The 15,135-nt window shown below is 35.8% G+C and carries 16 protein-coding genes; 8 read left to right on the top strand and 8 right to left on the bottom strand.

Annotated features, from left to right (window positions below):
• Positions 1-35: 35 nt before the first annotated feature.
• The 5 genes from mtnW to Q9306_RS00245 all read left to right on the top strand — a co-directional run bounded on the left by mtnW (position 36) and on the right by Q9306_RS00245 (position 3,744).
• The gene (mtnW, locus tag Q9306_RS00225) at positions 36-1,280 is read left to right on the top strand and encodes a 2,3-diketo-5-methylthiopentyl-1-phosphate enolase (protein ID WP_306194005.1); all 1,245 of its coding nucleotides are present in this window, start codon (positions 36-38) and stop codon (positions 1,278-1,280) included.
• A complete protein-coding gene (locus tag Q9306_RS00230; RefSeq protein ID WP_306194008.1) occupies positions 1,277-1,936 on the top strand; it encodes a 2-hydroxy-3-keto-5-methylthiopentenyl-1-phosphate phosphatase in 660 nt (219 codons plus the stop codon). Before mtnW ends, Q9306_RS00230 begins: the two co-directional genes overlap by 4 nt.
• Complete coding sequence (locus Q9306_RS00235; RefSeq protein ID WP_306194010.1) at positions 1,933-2,571, top strand: methylthioribulose 1-phosphate dehydratase; 639 nt, start codon at positions 1,933-1,935, stop codon at positions 2,569-2,571. Before Q9306_RS00230 ends, Q9306_RS00235 begins: the two co-directional genes overlap by 4 nt.
• On the top strand, positions 2,549-3,079 hold the full coding sequence (locus tag Q9306_RS00240; protein WP_306194012.1) for a cupin domain-containing protein: 531 nt from the start codon (positions 2,549-2,551) through the stop codon (positions 3,077-3,079). The genes Q9306_RS00235 and Q9306_RS00240 overlap by 23 nt, the downstream gene beginning before the upstream one ends.
• A 386-nt stretch (positions 3,080-3,465) precedes the next feature.
• A complete protein-coding gene (locus Q9306_RS00245; RefSeq protein WP_306194015.1) occupies positions 3,466-3,744 on the top strand; it encodes a hypothetical protein in 279 nt (92 codons plus the stop codon).
• A gap of 28 nt (positions 3,745-3,772) precedes the next feature.
• Here Q9306_RS00245 and Q9306_RS00250 read toward each other — a convergent pair whose 3' ends face one another.
• From Q9306_RS00250 to Q9306_RS00265, 4 genes are all read right to left on the bottom strand, one after another.
• A complete protein-coding gene (locus Q9306_RS00250; protein ID WP_306194018.1) occupies positions 3,773-4,105 on the bottom strand; it encodes a DUF3909 family protein in 333 nt (110 codons plus the stop codon).
• Positions 4,106-4,109: 4 nt separating this feature from the next.
• Positions 4,110-4,994 (bottom strand): NAD(P)-dependent oxidoreductase, encoded by an 885-nt coding sequence (locus tag Q9306_RS00255; RefSeq protein WP_306194022.1) that lies wholly within the window; start codon positions 4,992-4,994, stop codon positions 4,110-4,112.
• Positions 4,991-6,118: a serine hydrolase domain-containing protein gene (locus tag Q9306_RS00260; RefSeq protein ID WP_306194024.1), complete on the bottom strand. Its 1,128-nt coding sequence runs from the start codon at positions 6,116-6,118 to the stop codon at positions 4,991-4,993. Before Q9306_RS00260 ends, Q9306_RS00255 begins: the two co-directional genes overlap by 4 nt.
• A 98-nt stretch (positions 6,119-6,216) precedes the next feature.
• Positions 6,217-7,509, bottom strand: coding sequence for a sensor domain-containing diguanylate cyclase (locus Q9306_RS00265; protein ID WP_306194623.1), 1,293 nt, complete (start codon positions 7,507-7,509; stop codon positions 6,217-6,219).
• A 328-nt stretch (positions 7,510-7,837) separates the two neighbouring features.
• Here Q9306_RS00265 and Q9306_RS00270 point away from each other — a divergent pair, with 328 nt between their 5' ends.
• The 3 genes from Q9306_RS00270 to Q9306_RS00280 all read left to right on the top strand — a co-directional run bounded on the left by Q9306_RS00270 (position 7,838) and on the right by Q9306_RS00280 (position 9,605).
• Entirely contained in the window at positions 7,838-8,455 is a 618-nt protein-coding gene (locus Q9306_RS00270; RefSeq protein ID WP_306194027.1) for a nitroreductase family protein, read from the top strand.
• 414 nt (positions 8,456-8,869) lie between these two features.
• Complete coding sequence (locus Q9306_RS00275; RefSeq protein ID WP_306194028.1) at positions 8,870-9,088, top strand: hypothetical protein; 219 nt, start codon at positions 8,870-8,872, stop codon at positions 9,086-9,088.
• 226 nt (positions 9,089-9,314) lie between these two features.
• Positions 9,315-9,605, top strand: coding sequence for a DUF3915 family protein (locus Q9306_RS00280; protein ID WP_306194031.1), 291 nt, complete (start codon positions 9,315-9,317; stop codon positions 9,603-9,605).
• A gap of 123 nt (positions 9,606-9,728) precedes the next feature.
• Here Q9306_RS00280 and ptsP read toward each other — a convergent pair whose 3' ends face one another.
• The 4 genes from ptsP to glcT form a co-directional block, all read right to left on the bottom strand.
• Entirely contained in the window at positions 9,729-11,441 is a 1,713-nt protein-coding gene (gene ptsP, locus Q9306_RS00285) for a phosphoenolpyruvate--protein phosphotransferase (protein WP_306194035.1), read from the bottom strand.
• Positions 11,441-11,704 (bottom strand): phosphocarrier protein HPr, encoded by a 264-nt coding sequence (gene ptsH / locus Q9306_RS00290; protein ID WP_020059386.1) that lies wholly within the window; start codon positions 11,702-11,704, stop codon positions 11,441-11,443. Before ptsH ends, ptsP begins: the two co-directional genes overlap by 1 nt.
• Before the next feature lie 138 nt (positions 11,705-11,842).
• Positions 11,843-13,903 (bottom strand): glucose-specific PTS transporter subunit IIBC, encoded by a 2,061-nt coding sequence (gene ptsG / locus Q9306_RS00295; RefSeq protein WP_306194038.1) that lies wholly within the window; start codon positions 13,901-13,903, stop codon positions 11,843-11,845.
• A gap of 324 nt (positions 13,904-14,227) precedes the next feature.
• A complete protein-coding gene (gene glcT / locus Q9306_RS00300; protein WP_306194044.1) occupies positions 14,228-15,076 on the bottom strand; it encodes a glucose PTS transporter transcription antiterminator GlcT in 849 nt (282 codons plus the stop codon).
• Positions 15,077-15,135 lie beyond the last annotated feature (59 nt).

Consider the following 15,135-nt stretch of genomic DNA (forward strand, 5'->3'; position numbering starts at 1 on the left):
AGAGGTTTTTTTTATTCAACTAGGAGGTTATGAAAATGAGCGGAATAACAGCAACATACTTCATTCATGATGATTCTCATAATTTAAGTAAAAAAGCAGAGCAAATTGCTCTTGGTTTAACAGTTGGTTCGTGGACACACTTACCACACTTATTACAAGAACAATTAAAGCGACATAAAGGTTCTGTCGTTAGCGTAGAAAAATTAGAAGATGATGAAAAAACAAACGTATATCTTGATAAAAAAGTAACACGCGGATTTATTAAAATTTATTATCCATCCGCTAACTTCACCAATGACTTACCAGCAGTATTCACAACTGTTTTCGGAAAACTATCCTTGGACGGAGAAATTAAATTAATTGATTTAGCATTTTCTGATGATATTAAAAAGTGCTTCCCTGGTCCTAAATTTGGTATCGATGAAATACGAAATAATTTAAATGTTCACAACCGCCCTCTTCTCATGAGTATTTTCAAAGGAATGATCGGCCGGAATATCGGTTATTTAAAAACACAACTTCGCGATCAAGCAAGCGGCGGTGTTGACATTGTAAAAGATGATGAAATTTTATTTGATAATCCGTTAACACCACTGTCCGAACGCATTCAGGCCGGAAAAGAAGTATTGCAATCTGTTTATGAAACATATGGGCATAAAACGTTATATGCCGTTAATCTTTCAGGACGGACTTATGATTTAAAAGAAAAGGCAAAACAAGCCGTTGCTGCTGGAGCTGATCTATTACTTTTCAACGTGTTCGCATATGGACTTGATGTGCTGCAAGCTTTAGCAGAAGACAATGATATCCCTATCCCAATTATGGCACATCCGGCAGTAAGCGGAACTTACATAGCATCTAAATTATATGGATTTTCTTCTTCTTTATTACTTGGCAAGCTTCTTCGCTATGCTGGTGCAGATTTCTCACTATTTCCATCACCGTATGGAAATGTCGCTTTAAAACAAGAAGAAGTACTTTATTTAGCCAAAGCACTTACAGATGAAAATGAACCATTTAAGCGTAGCTTTCCTGTCCCATCTGCTGGCATTCATCCAGGACTTGTTCCACTTCTCATTCATGACTTCGGTACGGAATGTGTCATTAATGCTGGCGGCGGTATTCACGGGCATCCATCCGGAGCACAGGGGGGCGGAAAAGCATTTCGAGCTGCTATCGATGCAGCATTAACCAACACGCCGTTTCATAAGAGTGAGGATTCTTATTTACAAGCTGCTTTGCGCCTGTGGGGCAATCCAACTAAAGAGGTGAAAGCATGAGCATTCAAATTTTTTGTGATTTCGATGGCACAATTACAAATAACGATAATATTGTTGCCATTATGCAAAAATTTGCACCACCTGAGGCAGAAACTATTAAACAACTAATTTTATCACAAGAACTTTCTATTCAAGAAGGTGTAGGAAAACTTTTTTCTCTATTACCTACAAGTCTACAAGATAAAATTACGGCTTTTATAAAAGAAACCGCCGTCATTCGTTCTGGTTTTATAGAATTTGTACATTTTTTGCAAAAAAATAATATCAAACTTTATATCATATCAGGAGGAATGGACTTTTTTGTTTATCCTCTTCTCGAAGGACTTATTGATTTTGAACATATTTACTGTAACAAAACTAATTTTTCCAATGACACAATTCAAGTAAATTGGCCGCATTCGTGTGATGAACATTGTAAAAATAAATGTGGTCTCTGTAAATCAACACTTATTCGCAATCTAAGTTCACAAACCGATTTTAAAATTGTAATCGGTGATTCTATTACAGATTTGCAAGCAGCAAAACTTGCTGATAAAGTATTTGCTCGTGATTTTTTAATCACTAAATGTATAGAACATCATATTCCTTATACACCATTTGAAACATTTCATGATATTCAAAACGAAGTAGAAAAATTGTTAGGAGTGAGAAAGTGAGGCAGCTCTTTCGTCAGTGGCAAGAACTGAGTGAACTGAAAAAAGAATTAACTGATCGAAATTGGTTTCCAGCAACAAGCGGTAATATTTCAATAAAAGTAAGTGATAATCCTCTTACCTTTCTCGTTACAGCAAGCGGAAGAGATAAAACAAAAACAACGCCGGACGACTTTTTGTTAGTTGATCAAAACGGTAATCCTGTTTTGGAAACTGATTTACGCCCTTCTGCCGAAACATTGCTGCACACTCACATTTATAATCTTACAAATGCTGCTTGTGTGTTGCACATTCATACAACTGATAACAATGTCATTACAAATGTATACGATCAAGAAGTCGTATTCAGTAATCAAGAAATTATTAAAGCACTCAACATTTGGGAAGAGGGCGCTTCTATTCGAATTCCAATTATCGAAAATTATGCGCATATTCCAACTTTAGGTGAACAATTTCGCAAGCATATTCACGAACATGTGGGAGCTGTTTTAATTCGTAATCACGGCATTACCGTATGGGGAAAAGATGGGTTTGATACAAAAAAAAGATTAGAAGCATACGAGTTTCTATTTCAGTTCCATATTAAACTTTTATCAATTAAAGGAGGCGTTCAACATGGCGCAAATACGTATTCATAATGTTAACACGCGTATTGAAAATGAAATAGAAGTACATCAGTTCTTACAAAATGAAGGTGTTTTGTATGAAAAATGGGATATTACAAAGCTCCCTGCTCATTTACATGAAAACTATACATTAACTGATGAAAATAAGAATGACATTTTAGAAGTGTTTGCGCTAGAAGTGACTGATATTTCTAAGCGTCGCGGCTATCAAGCTAGCGATGTCATTTCACTTTCTAGTGCAACACCTAATCTAGATGAATTGCTAGTAAACTTTAAACACGAACACCATCATACTGATGATGAAGTTCGCTTTATCGTCAGCGGACATGGCATTTTTACAATCCAAGGGAAAAATGGCTCGTTCTTTGACGTTGAACTTGAACCAGGAGATTTAATTTCGGTCCCTGAAAACACAAGGCATTATTTTTCTCTTCAAAACGATCGTCAAGTTGTCGCAATTCGTATTTTTGTAACAACTGAAGGTTGGGTTCCTATTTATCCCGCTATTCGTGGGCAGTAAGACCCCCACCTCTAGATTGGGAGAGAAGCAAAGAAGATAGGTGGGGGTATAACTGCCCGTAAAAGCCCGATTGGTTCAACTAACCACCAGTGGGGGATAAACCCTCCCCACTGATGGAAGTTTCACTTTATTAAGGTAGCATGTTGAATAAAGGGAATTGGTTCCCCTTTTCCTTCCTTTTATTCACTCTACATATATACATCCTCCTATGGACAGGTTTATCTCCTTTTATGAGATAAACCTTCTTTTTTGTCGAAATTTTTTTACAACTTTTTGAACATTTTATGAACATTTTATGAATTTTTTCTGAAAATTCTGTTTAAAATATGTTATAATACAAATAATAGTAAAAAAGAACGAAATTGTAAAAAGGAGGAAGGGAATACATGGAGTTAATTTTAGCAATTCTTTTTGGTGTCGTTTGCGGGGCTATACCTGCTGTCGTGGGAGCTATTATGGATGAGTTAGAAATTGGTATGATTGGTTTCGTCGCATCTACTGTAAGCGCTTTATTTTTCGGTTTATACGGTGCGGTTCCTGTTGGTATACTGTTTGCCTTCTATATATTACGTCATGCTCGCACAAAACGATTTACCCGAAACAGAATGGCTGAAGTGATTCCCTTTCCAATTGAAAAAGCACGCCGGGCAACAAGCCTTTCCTAAATAAAAAAGTCCTCATGTGAGGACTTTTTTATTTATTCTCTTCTAAAAAATGAAACAGCTCCTGTAAATGAAGCGCATCGTCTCCGTAGCTAACCGAAACATAAAATTTTCCGTCTACTTCTGCATTCATATATAAATCAATAAGTTCATGCTCATATTTTAGTGCCAAATAAAATTCCATCTCTTCTAGCATTTCTTTCGTTGTTCGAATAACATAACGACCTGTTGCATCTCTACCATATTCAAATAATGGTTCAAAGTTATATTTCTTTTTAAATGCAGCTAGTTGCTTATCATTAATAAGAGTCGTTTCTGTACACTGTACTGTGCGAATAATATGATCGAACTTTTCTAAACTCATACAATCACCCCTTTATGTACTGCTTATATAATGCTTGTGTACCGCTATTCTCTTCACCATTTTGCATCAATTGCTCATATAATTCTCTTGCAAGAGTTAAGCCAGGTGCAGATAGTCCAAGCTCTTCTGCTTCCGCTAAGGCAATGTTCATGTCTTTTATAAAGTGTTTCACGTAAAATCCTGGTTCAAAATCACCTTGTAACATACGAGGTGCTAAATTACTTAATGACCAGCTGCCTGCTGCGCCAGTAGAAATACTTTGTAACACTTTTTCTGGTTGTAATCCTGCTTTTTGTGCATAAGCAAGTGCTTCGCATACACCAAGCATATTGGATGCAATCGCAATTTGATTGCACATTTTTGTATGCTGACCACTGCCTGCTTTTCCTTGTAGCATAATATTTTTACCTAACAGTTCAAATAATGGTAGACATGCTTTATATGCTTCTTCATCTCCACCGATCATGATTGCAAGACGCCCTTCTTTTGCTCCAATATCTCCGCCCGATACAGGAGCATCTAATACATAAATCCCCTTGCTCTTTCCTTCTTCGTAAATACGTTTCGCCAAAGTTGGTGTGGATGTTGTAAAGTCAATCGTAATCGTTCCTTGTTTTGCGTGAGTAAGAATTCCATTTGCACCAAAGTATACTTCTTCTACATCATGCGGATATCCAACCATCGTCATTACGACATCAACTGTTCTTGCAATTTCCTTTGGAGAATCACACCAATGTGCACCTTCTTCAATTAAATCTGCAGTTTTTTCTTTTGTACGATTATATACGTACACCGTATAGCCTGCCTTTAGTAAATGACGCACCATACTTTTTCCCATAACACCAGTACCAACAAAACCAATAGAATTTGGTGGTAATAACTGCTTCATTTTTTCATCTCCTCTTTTTCTAACAAATCGCTCACAAGTTTGCGAAATTCGGTATTAAACTCATCATTTATTCCATTTTGCACATTTGAAAACACAGTGACAAGTAGTCTTTTGTCCCAATTAAAGTTATTAAATGTATTCCAGCCGGAAAGTACACCATGATTATGATAATAATCTGGATATATATAAAAGCTAAATGCATATTTTCTGTCTGTGGGTGGTGTTATCATTAATTTCAAACTTTCAGACGAAATAAGCTTAGTTGTCATTATTGCTTCGTCTAACTTTTGCATATCATGTACCGTGGTATACATCTCACCGCATCCATATAACCAGCTCATAATTAATTTTGGGGCTAATACAAGTTCATTTTCTTTCTTTTTATACCCTTTTGCAAAATTCACATCTCCTTCTGGTGTCTCTCCCATACCTGACTCTGTCATTCCAGCCGGAATAAAGATGTGCTCTGTAACGTATTGTGCTATAGATTGTCCCGAGCTTTTTTCTACAATATAAGCTAGCAACATATAATTATAGTCTGTATATAGCCAGCCTTGCCCCGGTTGAAAAGCAGTTGGTTGTTGTCCAAGCCACGTTACTAAATTCAGCCTAGATGCCGCATTCACTTTCCCTTTCCCGTGTTCAGGGAGTCCTGATGTATGCGTTAATAAATGATATAATGTAATATTTTTATTCGCAGGAAAAGATGGAATATATGTATGTACATTGTCCTGTATATTTAACTTCCCTTGTTCTTGCAACTGTAAAACCGATACAGCAACAGCAGTTTTTGTAATAGAACCAATTCGATATTTTGTTTGCGGTGTATTTTCAATTTGTTTTTGAACATCCGCATAGCCATACCCTTTATTTATGATTGTACGACCTTGATGGGAAACAAGGACTGATCCATTAAATTGTTTATCTTTTAGATACTGATCTAGTTTTTGGGTAACAGCGGTATAATCAATTTCTTTCTCTTTTTCTTTTTCTTTCGTTGTATTAGCAGGGGCAGTTGTTTTTATTGATTGTGCTTCTTTTTTAGCAGGTACTTTAAAAAAGAAGTAGCTTCCTACTAATAAAACAGAAAGTAAAAAAATAATTGTGCTCCATAACGTCTTCATTCCTAAAAATCCTCCATCGCATCTTATATATTTACTCCCCCCTCTTCCCCATTATCCGTTAATAAAAAAAAATCGCAACAATTTGTTGCGAAAAAATATTACATTTTTTCTTTTCGATATAAGCAAACTTGATTTTTCCCCTTCTTTTTTGCTTCATATAATGCAACATCTGCTCGATGCATTAACATTTCTTTTGTAATTCCATTTTCAAATGCAGCGACACCAAAACTTGCGGTTATCTTTGAAATTCCAGAAATTTTTTTTGTTTCAATAAAAAAACGAATCGATTCTGCAATCTGAAATGCTTCTTTTTCTGTCACTTGAGACAAAAAAAGAACAAATTCTTCTCCGCCCCATCTTGCAAAAACATGATGCGGCTGTAATTTTGCTGTCACAAGCTCCGTCAATTGTACCAATGCTAAATCTCCAAAATCATACCCATACGTGTCATTTACTTGTTTGAAATTATCCAGATCAAATAAAACGAGAGCAAATGATTGGTTCATTCTTAAAGCAGTTTCCCAACCTTCTGAAAATAGCCTTTGAAACTTCATTCTATTATAAATATTTGTCAGAGAATCAGTTGTTGCTAAACGTTCTTGCTCTTTATAGTCTTCTTCTAGCTCTGTAATATCTGTACATGTCGCGATGAATCGTGATACATCATTAGGTAACGGAGCAATACGTAACAAGAATACTCTTCCTTCTCCAACCTCATTATACATTTTAATTTTTCTTGCGTGCGTTAAGCAATCATCAATCCACATTGTATTATTTTCCGCAATGTAATAGCCATTCTCCTGAGCAAAATATTCTGCAAATGTCATATGCTGCTCATGATATGACATAAGATCTTCATATCCGAAAAAACGCAAAAAATTCGTATTACAATCTATAATTTCATCATCTTCTAAAATAAGGAATAAATCATTCTGAAAATCAAATATCATTTGAAGTAACTCTTGCTGTAACATGACTTGTTTTACTAATGATAACTCATACATACTCTTTTGCACTTCAGCAAGTACAGATTGCGGCGTAATTGGAGGTAATACAATGTTTCGTATACCAAGTTTAATAAGGTCAACAAATTGAGGTGTTACTTCTTCACTCCATACAATGATAAACGATATATCTGAAGTGAAGAGTTCTTTTACAAAATCAACTTGAGAGGCTTGCGAGATGTATATAATGACAATTTGCGGCTGGACTTTATCAATCAATATTTTTCCTTCTTCAAAACTGTGTGCCAAAAACAGGCACTTTGGCTTTAACATTGCAATTGTCTGTTGTTCATTATGCCCTTCTTCAATATACAATACATTCATATCAAGATCCTGTAATACATTTTGAAAGACTGTATGTTCCAATAAAAAACGTAGAATGTGCACCATTAGGCTTTCACTCACTTTATTTATCCCATTCTTACACCCTACTACAGAGCTACTCTTAACAACTTAATTTGTTCAACAAACCATCACATGGCAGTTTCTCGTTATATAAACCCATTAAAATACTGTTTCATCTTTTTATTGTATGTCAACAATAAATAAGACGTCTGTGCGAATATCTTCTATTATCCATATCTTTTTTAAAAGACTTGACAATAGAAATGCATATGTTATATCCTTTTACAGTATCAACTTACAAAATGTAAGTAAAGAACATTTTTTCATTCGAAATGATTTACAATTAGAAACGAAGCTTGGAGGAACTATTATGACAAAGCAAGATTTCTTTACTGTTTTATACGAACGTACATCTAATCGTGCTTTCAACCCTGAAAAAGAAATTTCTAAAGAGGAACTAAATGATATTTTAAAAGCTGCTGGCCAAGCACCATCAGCATGGAATCTACAACATTGGAAATTCCTTGTATTCCAAGGAGAAGATGTACAACGTCGTTTACATCCAATCGCATATAAGCAACAACAAATTCTCGATGCCTCTGCAGTTGTTGCTATATTAGGCGACCTAGAAGCATATAAAAGTGTTGATTCTGTATACGGTTCACTTGTAGAACAAGGACTTATGCAGGAAGAAGCAAAAAATCGTTTAGCTCAAAATATTGAAAGTGCATATCAACGTGAACAATACCCGCGTGACGCAGCGTTCTCAAACGCATCTTTAGCAGCAATGCAGCTTATGCTTGCAGCAAAAGCAACTGGTTGGGATACATGTGCAATCGGAGGATTCAATCCACAAGCATTAATGGAGGAGTTTAACGTTTCTACTCGTTACATTCCAATTATGTTAATTACAATTGGTGAATCTACCTTAGCAGGGCACCCAGCACCACGCATGAGCGTAGAACAAGTAACAGAATGGGCAAAATAAAAACCTCCATAAGTGGAGGTTTTTTTCATCCCTCACGAATGGAACCTCTCAACAACTTTAAATATGACAACAGTTATTATCCCTCTATATAAATCCATTTTATTTTTTTGACATATACATCACAGCTATGCAGAATACAACATAACCGCTACTGGCTTTCTCCTCTTGTCTGAAACCTCGCGTGTGACAAGAAAAGGCCTGACCGCTGCTATACACGGACAGATGCTCTCGTCCTTCTCTAAAAGAAAGGAAGGGTTTATGTCATTTTTTTACTTTCTCATATCTATCTTCTTCACTTCTCTAAATATTAAAAGCAGATTACTATCTAGGAATGGTAGAGTGTAATCTAAAGGTGCTTTTTTGTTACAATTGTGATACAATAGTAACAAATTGATAACAAGTGAGGGATTTGCGTTGAATTTATATGGAAGCTTTATCGCCATATTGTGCTACATGGTCACAGTACTGCTTCTGTACTTCGTTGGGGATATGACAAATATTGCGATGCTACAGTTTTCAAAAGAAACAACGCTTCAATCAGAAATTAGTCAGTATGCCTCTCGCTCTTTTGCACCATTACTATTAGCACTTCCTGTATATATTATTGTTTTATATAAAAGCAAAAAAATATAAAGACTGCCTTGATGAAAAAGAGGCAGTCTTTTTTCTATACATATCCGCTTTTTGTCCAAACTCTCATTTCCATATTCTCATATGTTATAAGAGAAATAACAGCATTTTACCTAAAGTATTTATTCCTTTCCTAAAAAATAGGAAAAAATCTAAAAAAATTCTTCATTATGTCCAAACAATGCATGTACCTAAAGCATATCTTATTAATGTGAAGGGGGTGAGAATTATGTTCGGAGGATGTTTTGGATTTGATGACTGCGATCGCCGTAGCGATCGCCGTAGCCATAGACGCGACGACCGCCGTAGTGATGGTAATAGAAATCGTTTATGCAATGTTCTTAGAAACCTTTCTATCGGCACTCAAATTGCTCTATTAACAATTAGAGATAACGGTTCTTTCAATAACGTTGTATTTGAAGGCTTCTCAAATGGCGTAGCACTTTTCTCAGGAGGAGACATTACAGGTTCAGGTTTATTACGTGTTTGCCCACACGACGTTGTAGCGATCGTTTTCTAATAAAAGTCAGTACTTTCCAGGAAAGCTATTGCTTTCCTGGTTTTATTTATTCAACTACTCACGAAGAAATGAATTGCACAAAAAAACTGGGACCGATTTCAAATCAGTCCCAGGTTTTTTTCATTAAATACTTTTTACAAGTTCAACTACTTCTTCAGCAGTTGACATGTTTAAAGCTTTTTGTGCTAATTCTTCCATTTGTACTTTTGAAAGCTTGCGAATTTGTGTTCTCGCTGGAAGAATAGATGTTGCGCTCATACTAAATTCATCTAATCCTAATCCAACTAACAATGGAATTGCTAGGGCATCTCCTGCCATTTCACCGCACATACCAGCCCATTTTCCTTCTTTATGAGCTGCATCAATAACCATTTTTACAAGGCGTAAAATCGCCGGATTATATGGTTGATATAGGTATGCTACGCGTTCATTCATACGATCCGCTGCCATTGTGTATTGAATTAAATCATTCGTTCCGATAGAGAAGAAATCTACTTCTTTTGCAAATTGGTCAGCTAATACCGCTGAAGCAGGAATTTCAACCATCATACCTACTTCAATAGCGTCTGAAACAACTACATTAGCTTGTACAAGTTTCTCTTTCTCTTCTAATAAAACTGCTTTTGCTTGACGGAATTCATCAAGAGTTGCAATCATCGGGAACATAATTTTTAAGTTACCGTATACACTTGCACGAAGCAAAGCACGAAGTTGTGTACGGAAGATATCCTGTTCTTCTAAGCATAAACGAATTGCACGGTAACCTAAGAACGGGTTCATTTCTTTTGGTAAATGTAAGTATGGAAGTTCTTTATCGCCACCAATGTCAAGTGTACGAACGACAACTGGTTGACCTTCTCCTACACCCTCAAGAACAGCTTTGTATGCTTCAAATTGTTCTTCTTCTGTTGGAAGATTGTCACGGCCCATATATAAGAATTCTGTACGATATAAGCCAACGCCTTCACCGCCGTTATCAATAACACCTTTTACATCTTTCGGTGTACCGATATTTGCCACAAGCTCTACATGGTGATTATCAGCTGTAACTGTCGCTTCATTCTTTAATTTTGCCCACTCTGCTTTTTGTTCTTCAAATTGTGCTTTCTTTTCTTCATAAGCACGAAGAGTTTCTTCAGATGGGTTTACAATTACTTCTCCGTCTAAACCGTCGATAATTACGATATCGCCGTTTTGGATTTGTTCCATAACAACTTTTGTACCAACAACAGCTGGTATTTCCATAGAGCGAGCCATAATTGCAGAGTGAGATGTACGTCCACCAATATCAGTTGTAAAACCTTTTGCATATTGGCGGTTTAACTGAGCTGTATCAGATGGTGTTAAATCTTCTGCAATAATGATTACTTCTTCAGAAATTGTGCTAGGGTTTGAGAAGTTAATTCCAAGTAGATGTGCAATAACACGCTTTGTCACATCACGAATATCAGCTGCACGTTCTTTCATATATTCGTTATCCATGCTCTCAAACATAGTAATGAACATTGATGCAACTTCATCCATCGCAAAGTCAGCGTTTACTTTCTCGTTTTTCACTTTATCTTTTACTGGGTTTACTAGTTCTGGATCATTTAATACTAATAAATGTGCTTCAAAGATAGCCGCTTTATCAGCACCAAGCTCAGCAAAAGCATGATTTTTAATTGCTTCTAATTCAGATTTTGATTTCTCAAGCGCAGCTTCTAAGCGTGCGATTTCCGCAGCTTCATCCAAAATCGTTTTCTTTACAAGGTTAAATTCAGGATTTTCTAAACGGAATGCCTTTGCAATGGCAATACCACTTGATGCAGCAATCCCTTTAATGTTAAGAGTCATTATTCCCCTAATCCTTCGTTTTTCATAGTTTCTTCGATAGCTGCTACTGCTTGAGCTGCATCATCACCATTTGCAGTAATTTTGATTTCTGCGCCTTGTTGAATACCTAAAGACATAACACCCATAATTGATTTTAAGTTTACAGTTTTGCCATTATACTCTAAGTTAATATCTGCACCAAATTTGCTTGCAGTGTTCACAAGTAAAGTTGCTGGACGAGCATGAATTCCAGAATCGCTAGTTACTTTAAAGATTTTTTCCATAATGATCTATCTCCTTTAATCACAATATATTTTAAGTTGTATAGACGTGAGTATCACATCATCTTTATTTTATAAAATAGGCGATGAGCGGTCAACTACATCGCCTATTTTTATTATCAACATTTTGTGTCTAAATTTTTAATGGATGTCAATAACGCTTGTTTCACCTGTCTTAACATTACCTTGCTTTTTGATTTCAACTTGTTGTCCTTCTTGTAAGTTTGTGAAAACAATTGGCGTAATAATAGAAGGTGCATTTTCTTTTACAAACGCTATATCTACTTTTAATAACGGCTGGCCTTGTGTTACTTTGTCTCCTTGAGAAACTAACGCTTCAAAGCCTTCTCCATTTAGTTTCACTGTATCAATACCGAAGTGAATTAAAATTTCTTTTCCGCCTTCTGATTGAATACCGATTGCATGTTTTGTTGGGAATACGTTCACAATTTCACCATTTACAGGAGATACTACTGTTCCTTCTGTTGGTTCAATTGCAAAACCATCACCCATCATTTTCCCAGAGAATACTTGATCTGGCACTTCAGTAATTGATAAAATTTTACCTTCAATTGGAATCGCAATTACTTCATTTGTATCTTTTTGTACAGGTTCTTCTACTTTCGCAGGTGCTTGTTTTTCAACATGTACTGCACGGCCTGCCATAATATCTTGAATTTGTGATTTTAAAGTATCTGATTTTGGGCCGAAGATTGCTTGAATATTGTTACCAACTTCAAGAACACCTGCTGCTCCAAGCTCTTTTAAACGATCTTTGTTTACATCCTTTTGTTCCTTTACTTGCACGCGTAAACGTGTAATACAAGCATCTAAAGAAGCGATGTTTTCTTTTCCACCAAGTGCTACTAAAATCTCACCTGGAAGCTCGCCTGCTTCTACTTTTCCTGCTCCGTCATTTTCTTCAACTACTTCACGACCTGGTGTTTTTAAATTCCATTTACGAATTGCGAAGCGGAATCCGAAGTAGTATATCACTGCTAGTACAAGACCAACAATAATTACCCACCACCATGCTGTACGGTTTGGTAATACACCGAATAAGATAAAGTCAATTAAACCACCAGAGAATGTCATCCCGATTTTAACGTTTAAAATTTGCATAGTCATAAATGATAAACCAGCAAATACTGCGTGAATTCCAAATAGTACAGGTGCTACGAATAAGAATGAGAACTCAATCGGTTCTGTAATACCAGTTAAGAAAGATGTTAACGCAGCAGAAGCTAAAATACCAGCTGCCAATTTTTTATTTTCTGGACGTGCTTCATGGTACATCGCTAACGCTGCTGCCGGAAGACCGAACATCATGAACGGGAACTTACCAGTTGTAAATGTACCAGCTGTTAACTCCACACCATCTTTTAATTGTGCCATGAAAATCTTTTGGTCACCGTGAATAATTTCACCTGCAGCATTTGTATATTGACCAAACTCAAACCAGAATGGCGCATAGAAAATATGATGTAATCCAAATGGAATTAAAGAACGTTCAATTAGACCGAATATAAATGCTGCTAATGTTTTATTTGTATCAATCATGTGATGCGAGAATGAATTTAAACCACCTTGAATTGTCGGCCAAATAAAGCACATTACAATCCCTAAAATTAAAGAGAATGTTGCTGTTGCAATTGGTACGAAACGTTTACCAGCAAAGAATCCTAAGTATGATGGTAATTCAATATTAAAGTATTTATTATAACAATATGCTGCTAATATCCCTACAAGAATACCACCAAACACTCCCGTTTGAAGTGTTGGAATGCCTAATACATTTGCATAAGATGGATCTGCAAAACCAGTTTTAATTGGATCTCCAGCTTTGCTTGTTACTTGAACTAACTTGTCTACTCCTAAGAATACGCTCATCGTTTTGTTCATAATCAAATATCCAACGAATGCTGCTAATCCAGCTACTCCGTCTCCATTTGCTAACCCGATGGCAACCCCTACTGCGAATAATAGTGCAAGGTTTGCGAAAATAATGTCACCAGATTGTTCCATAATTTTTGCAACTAGAACAAACCAATCTGCTTTTAACGCTGGGATATGATTTGTTAACTGAGGGTTTTGGAATGCATTACCAAATCCAAGTAAAATCCCTGCAGCCGGTAAGATTGCAACTGGTAACATAAGCGCTTTACCGACTTTTTGAAGAACACCAAAGATCTTCTTAAACATAAATACCCTTCCTCTCTTAATATAATAGATACTTTCGACAAACGCCAAAAGGCATGAGAAAAAAAGATAGAACGATAGCTATACAAAGGGTAGTATGTCCCTTTCTTTAGCTTACATTCCTAACTTTCTTCACTCATGCCTGATCGAATCAGTAACACGTGTCAAAAATAGGTATACATAATAAGTTCACAAATTAAAGCAAACGTTTTCTTTGTGTACTGTTATTCATTTGTCGAATTTAGTAGAACTTTGTATAACTGATTATACATAACAATTGTAAGCGATTCAATAGTTTTTTTTTAACGTTTACATTTCCGACAAAATTTAAACTTGTTCAACCTTTATTAAGCGCTGCAAGTGCATCGTTAAATAAACCGTTTCTGCCTCATACACAGAAAGTTGTAATTGTTTTTGCATAACTTTTACAAGTTTCCAGGCTAAATTATAGCACTCTGGAAATTCAGTTTTTAATAAATCTGCAAAATTTTGTGATTCTTCCACTTTCTCACCATTCTTTACTCGTTCGATTGCAAATTGTAGATGACGAACAAGACGTAAATAATGAATGCTCTCTTTGTCTAACTCGATTTGTAAGTTTGTTTCAATTAAAGAAACAAGGTGGGCAATTAATTTAGAATTTTGATTAACAGAAGATAATTCAGAGTTTGTAACAGAGCTATAAATATGCAGTGCAATAAATCCAATCTCTCCTTCAGGAAGATGAATATTTAAGCGGGAATTAATTAATTCTACAACTTCTTCTGCAATTTTATATTCTTTTGGATACAACACTTTTGTTTCCACTAAAAATGGATTATCAACTGTAAACCCTTGCTTTAGTCGCTTTATTGCAAAAGCAATATGATCCGTTAAAGCAATATGAATATGCTCATTTAACGGTGTTTCTACTCGATCTTGAATATAAAACATAAGATCGTTCATTAATCCAATCAATTTCTCACTCACATGCGGAACAAGAAGTTTGTATTGTTCGCGCTCACGTTCGTTCGTTAACACAAACATTTTCTCAATTTGTTCTACTTGCAACATCTCTTTTGCTTTTTTCCCAAATCCAATTCCTTTTCCAATGACAACAACTTCTTCATGTTCTGGATGAGCAGCAATAATAACATTATTATTTAAAACTTTTTTAATTTCGAGACAATTATCCATACAACACCACCCCCGCGCGTAAAACGTCTACTTTCATGTTACAGAACAATCTTATTTTT

Source organism: Bacillus multifaciens (assembly GCF_030756675.1).
GTDB lineage: Bacteria > Bacillota > Bacilli > Bacillales > Bacillaceae_G > Bacillus_A > Bacillus_A multifaciens.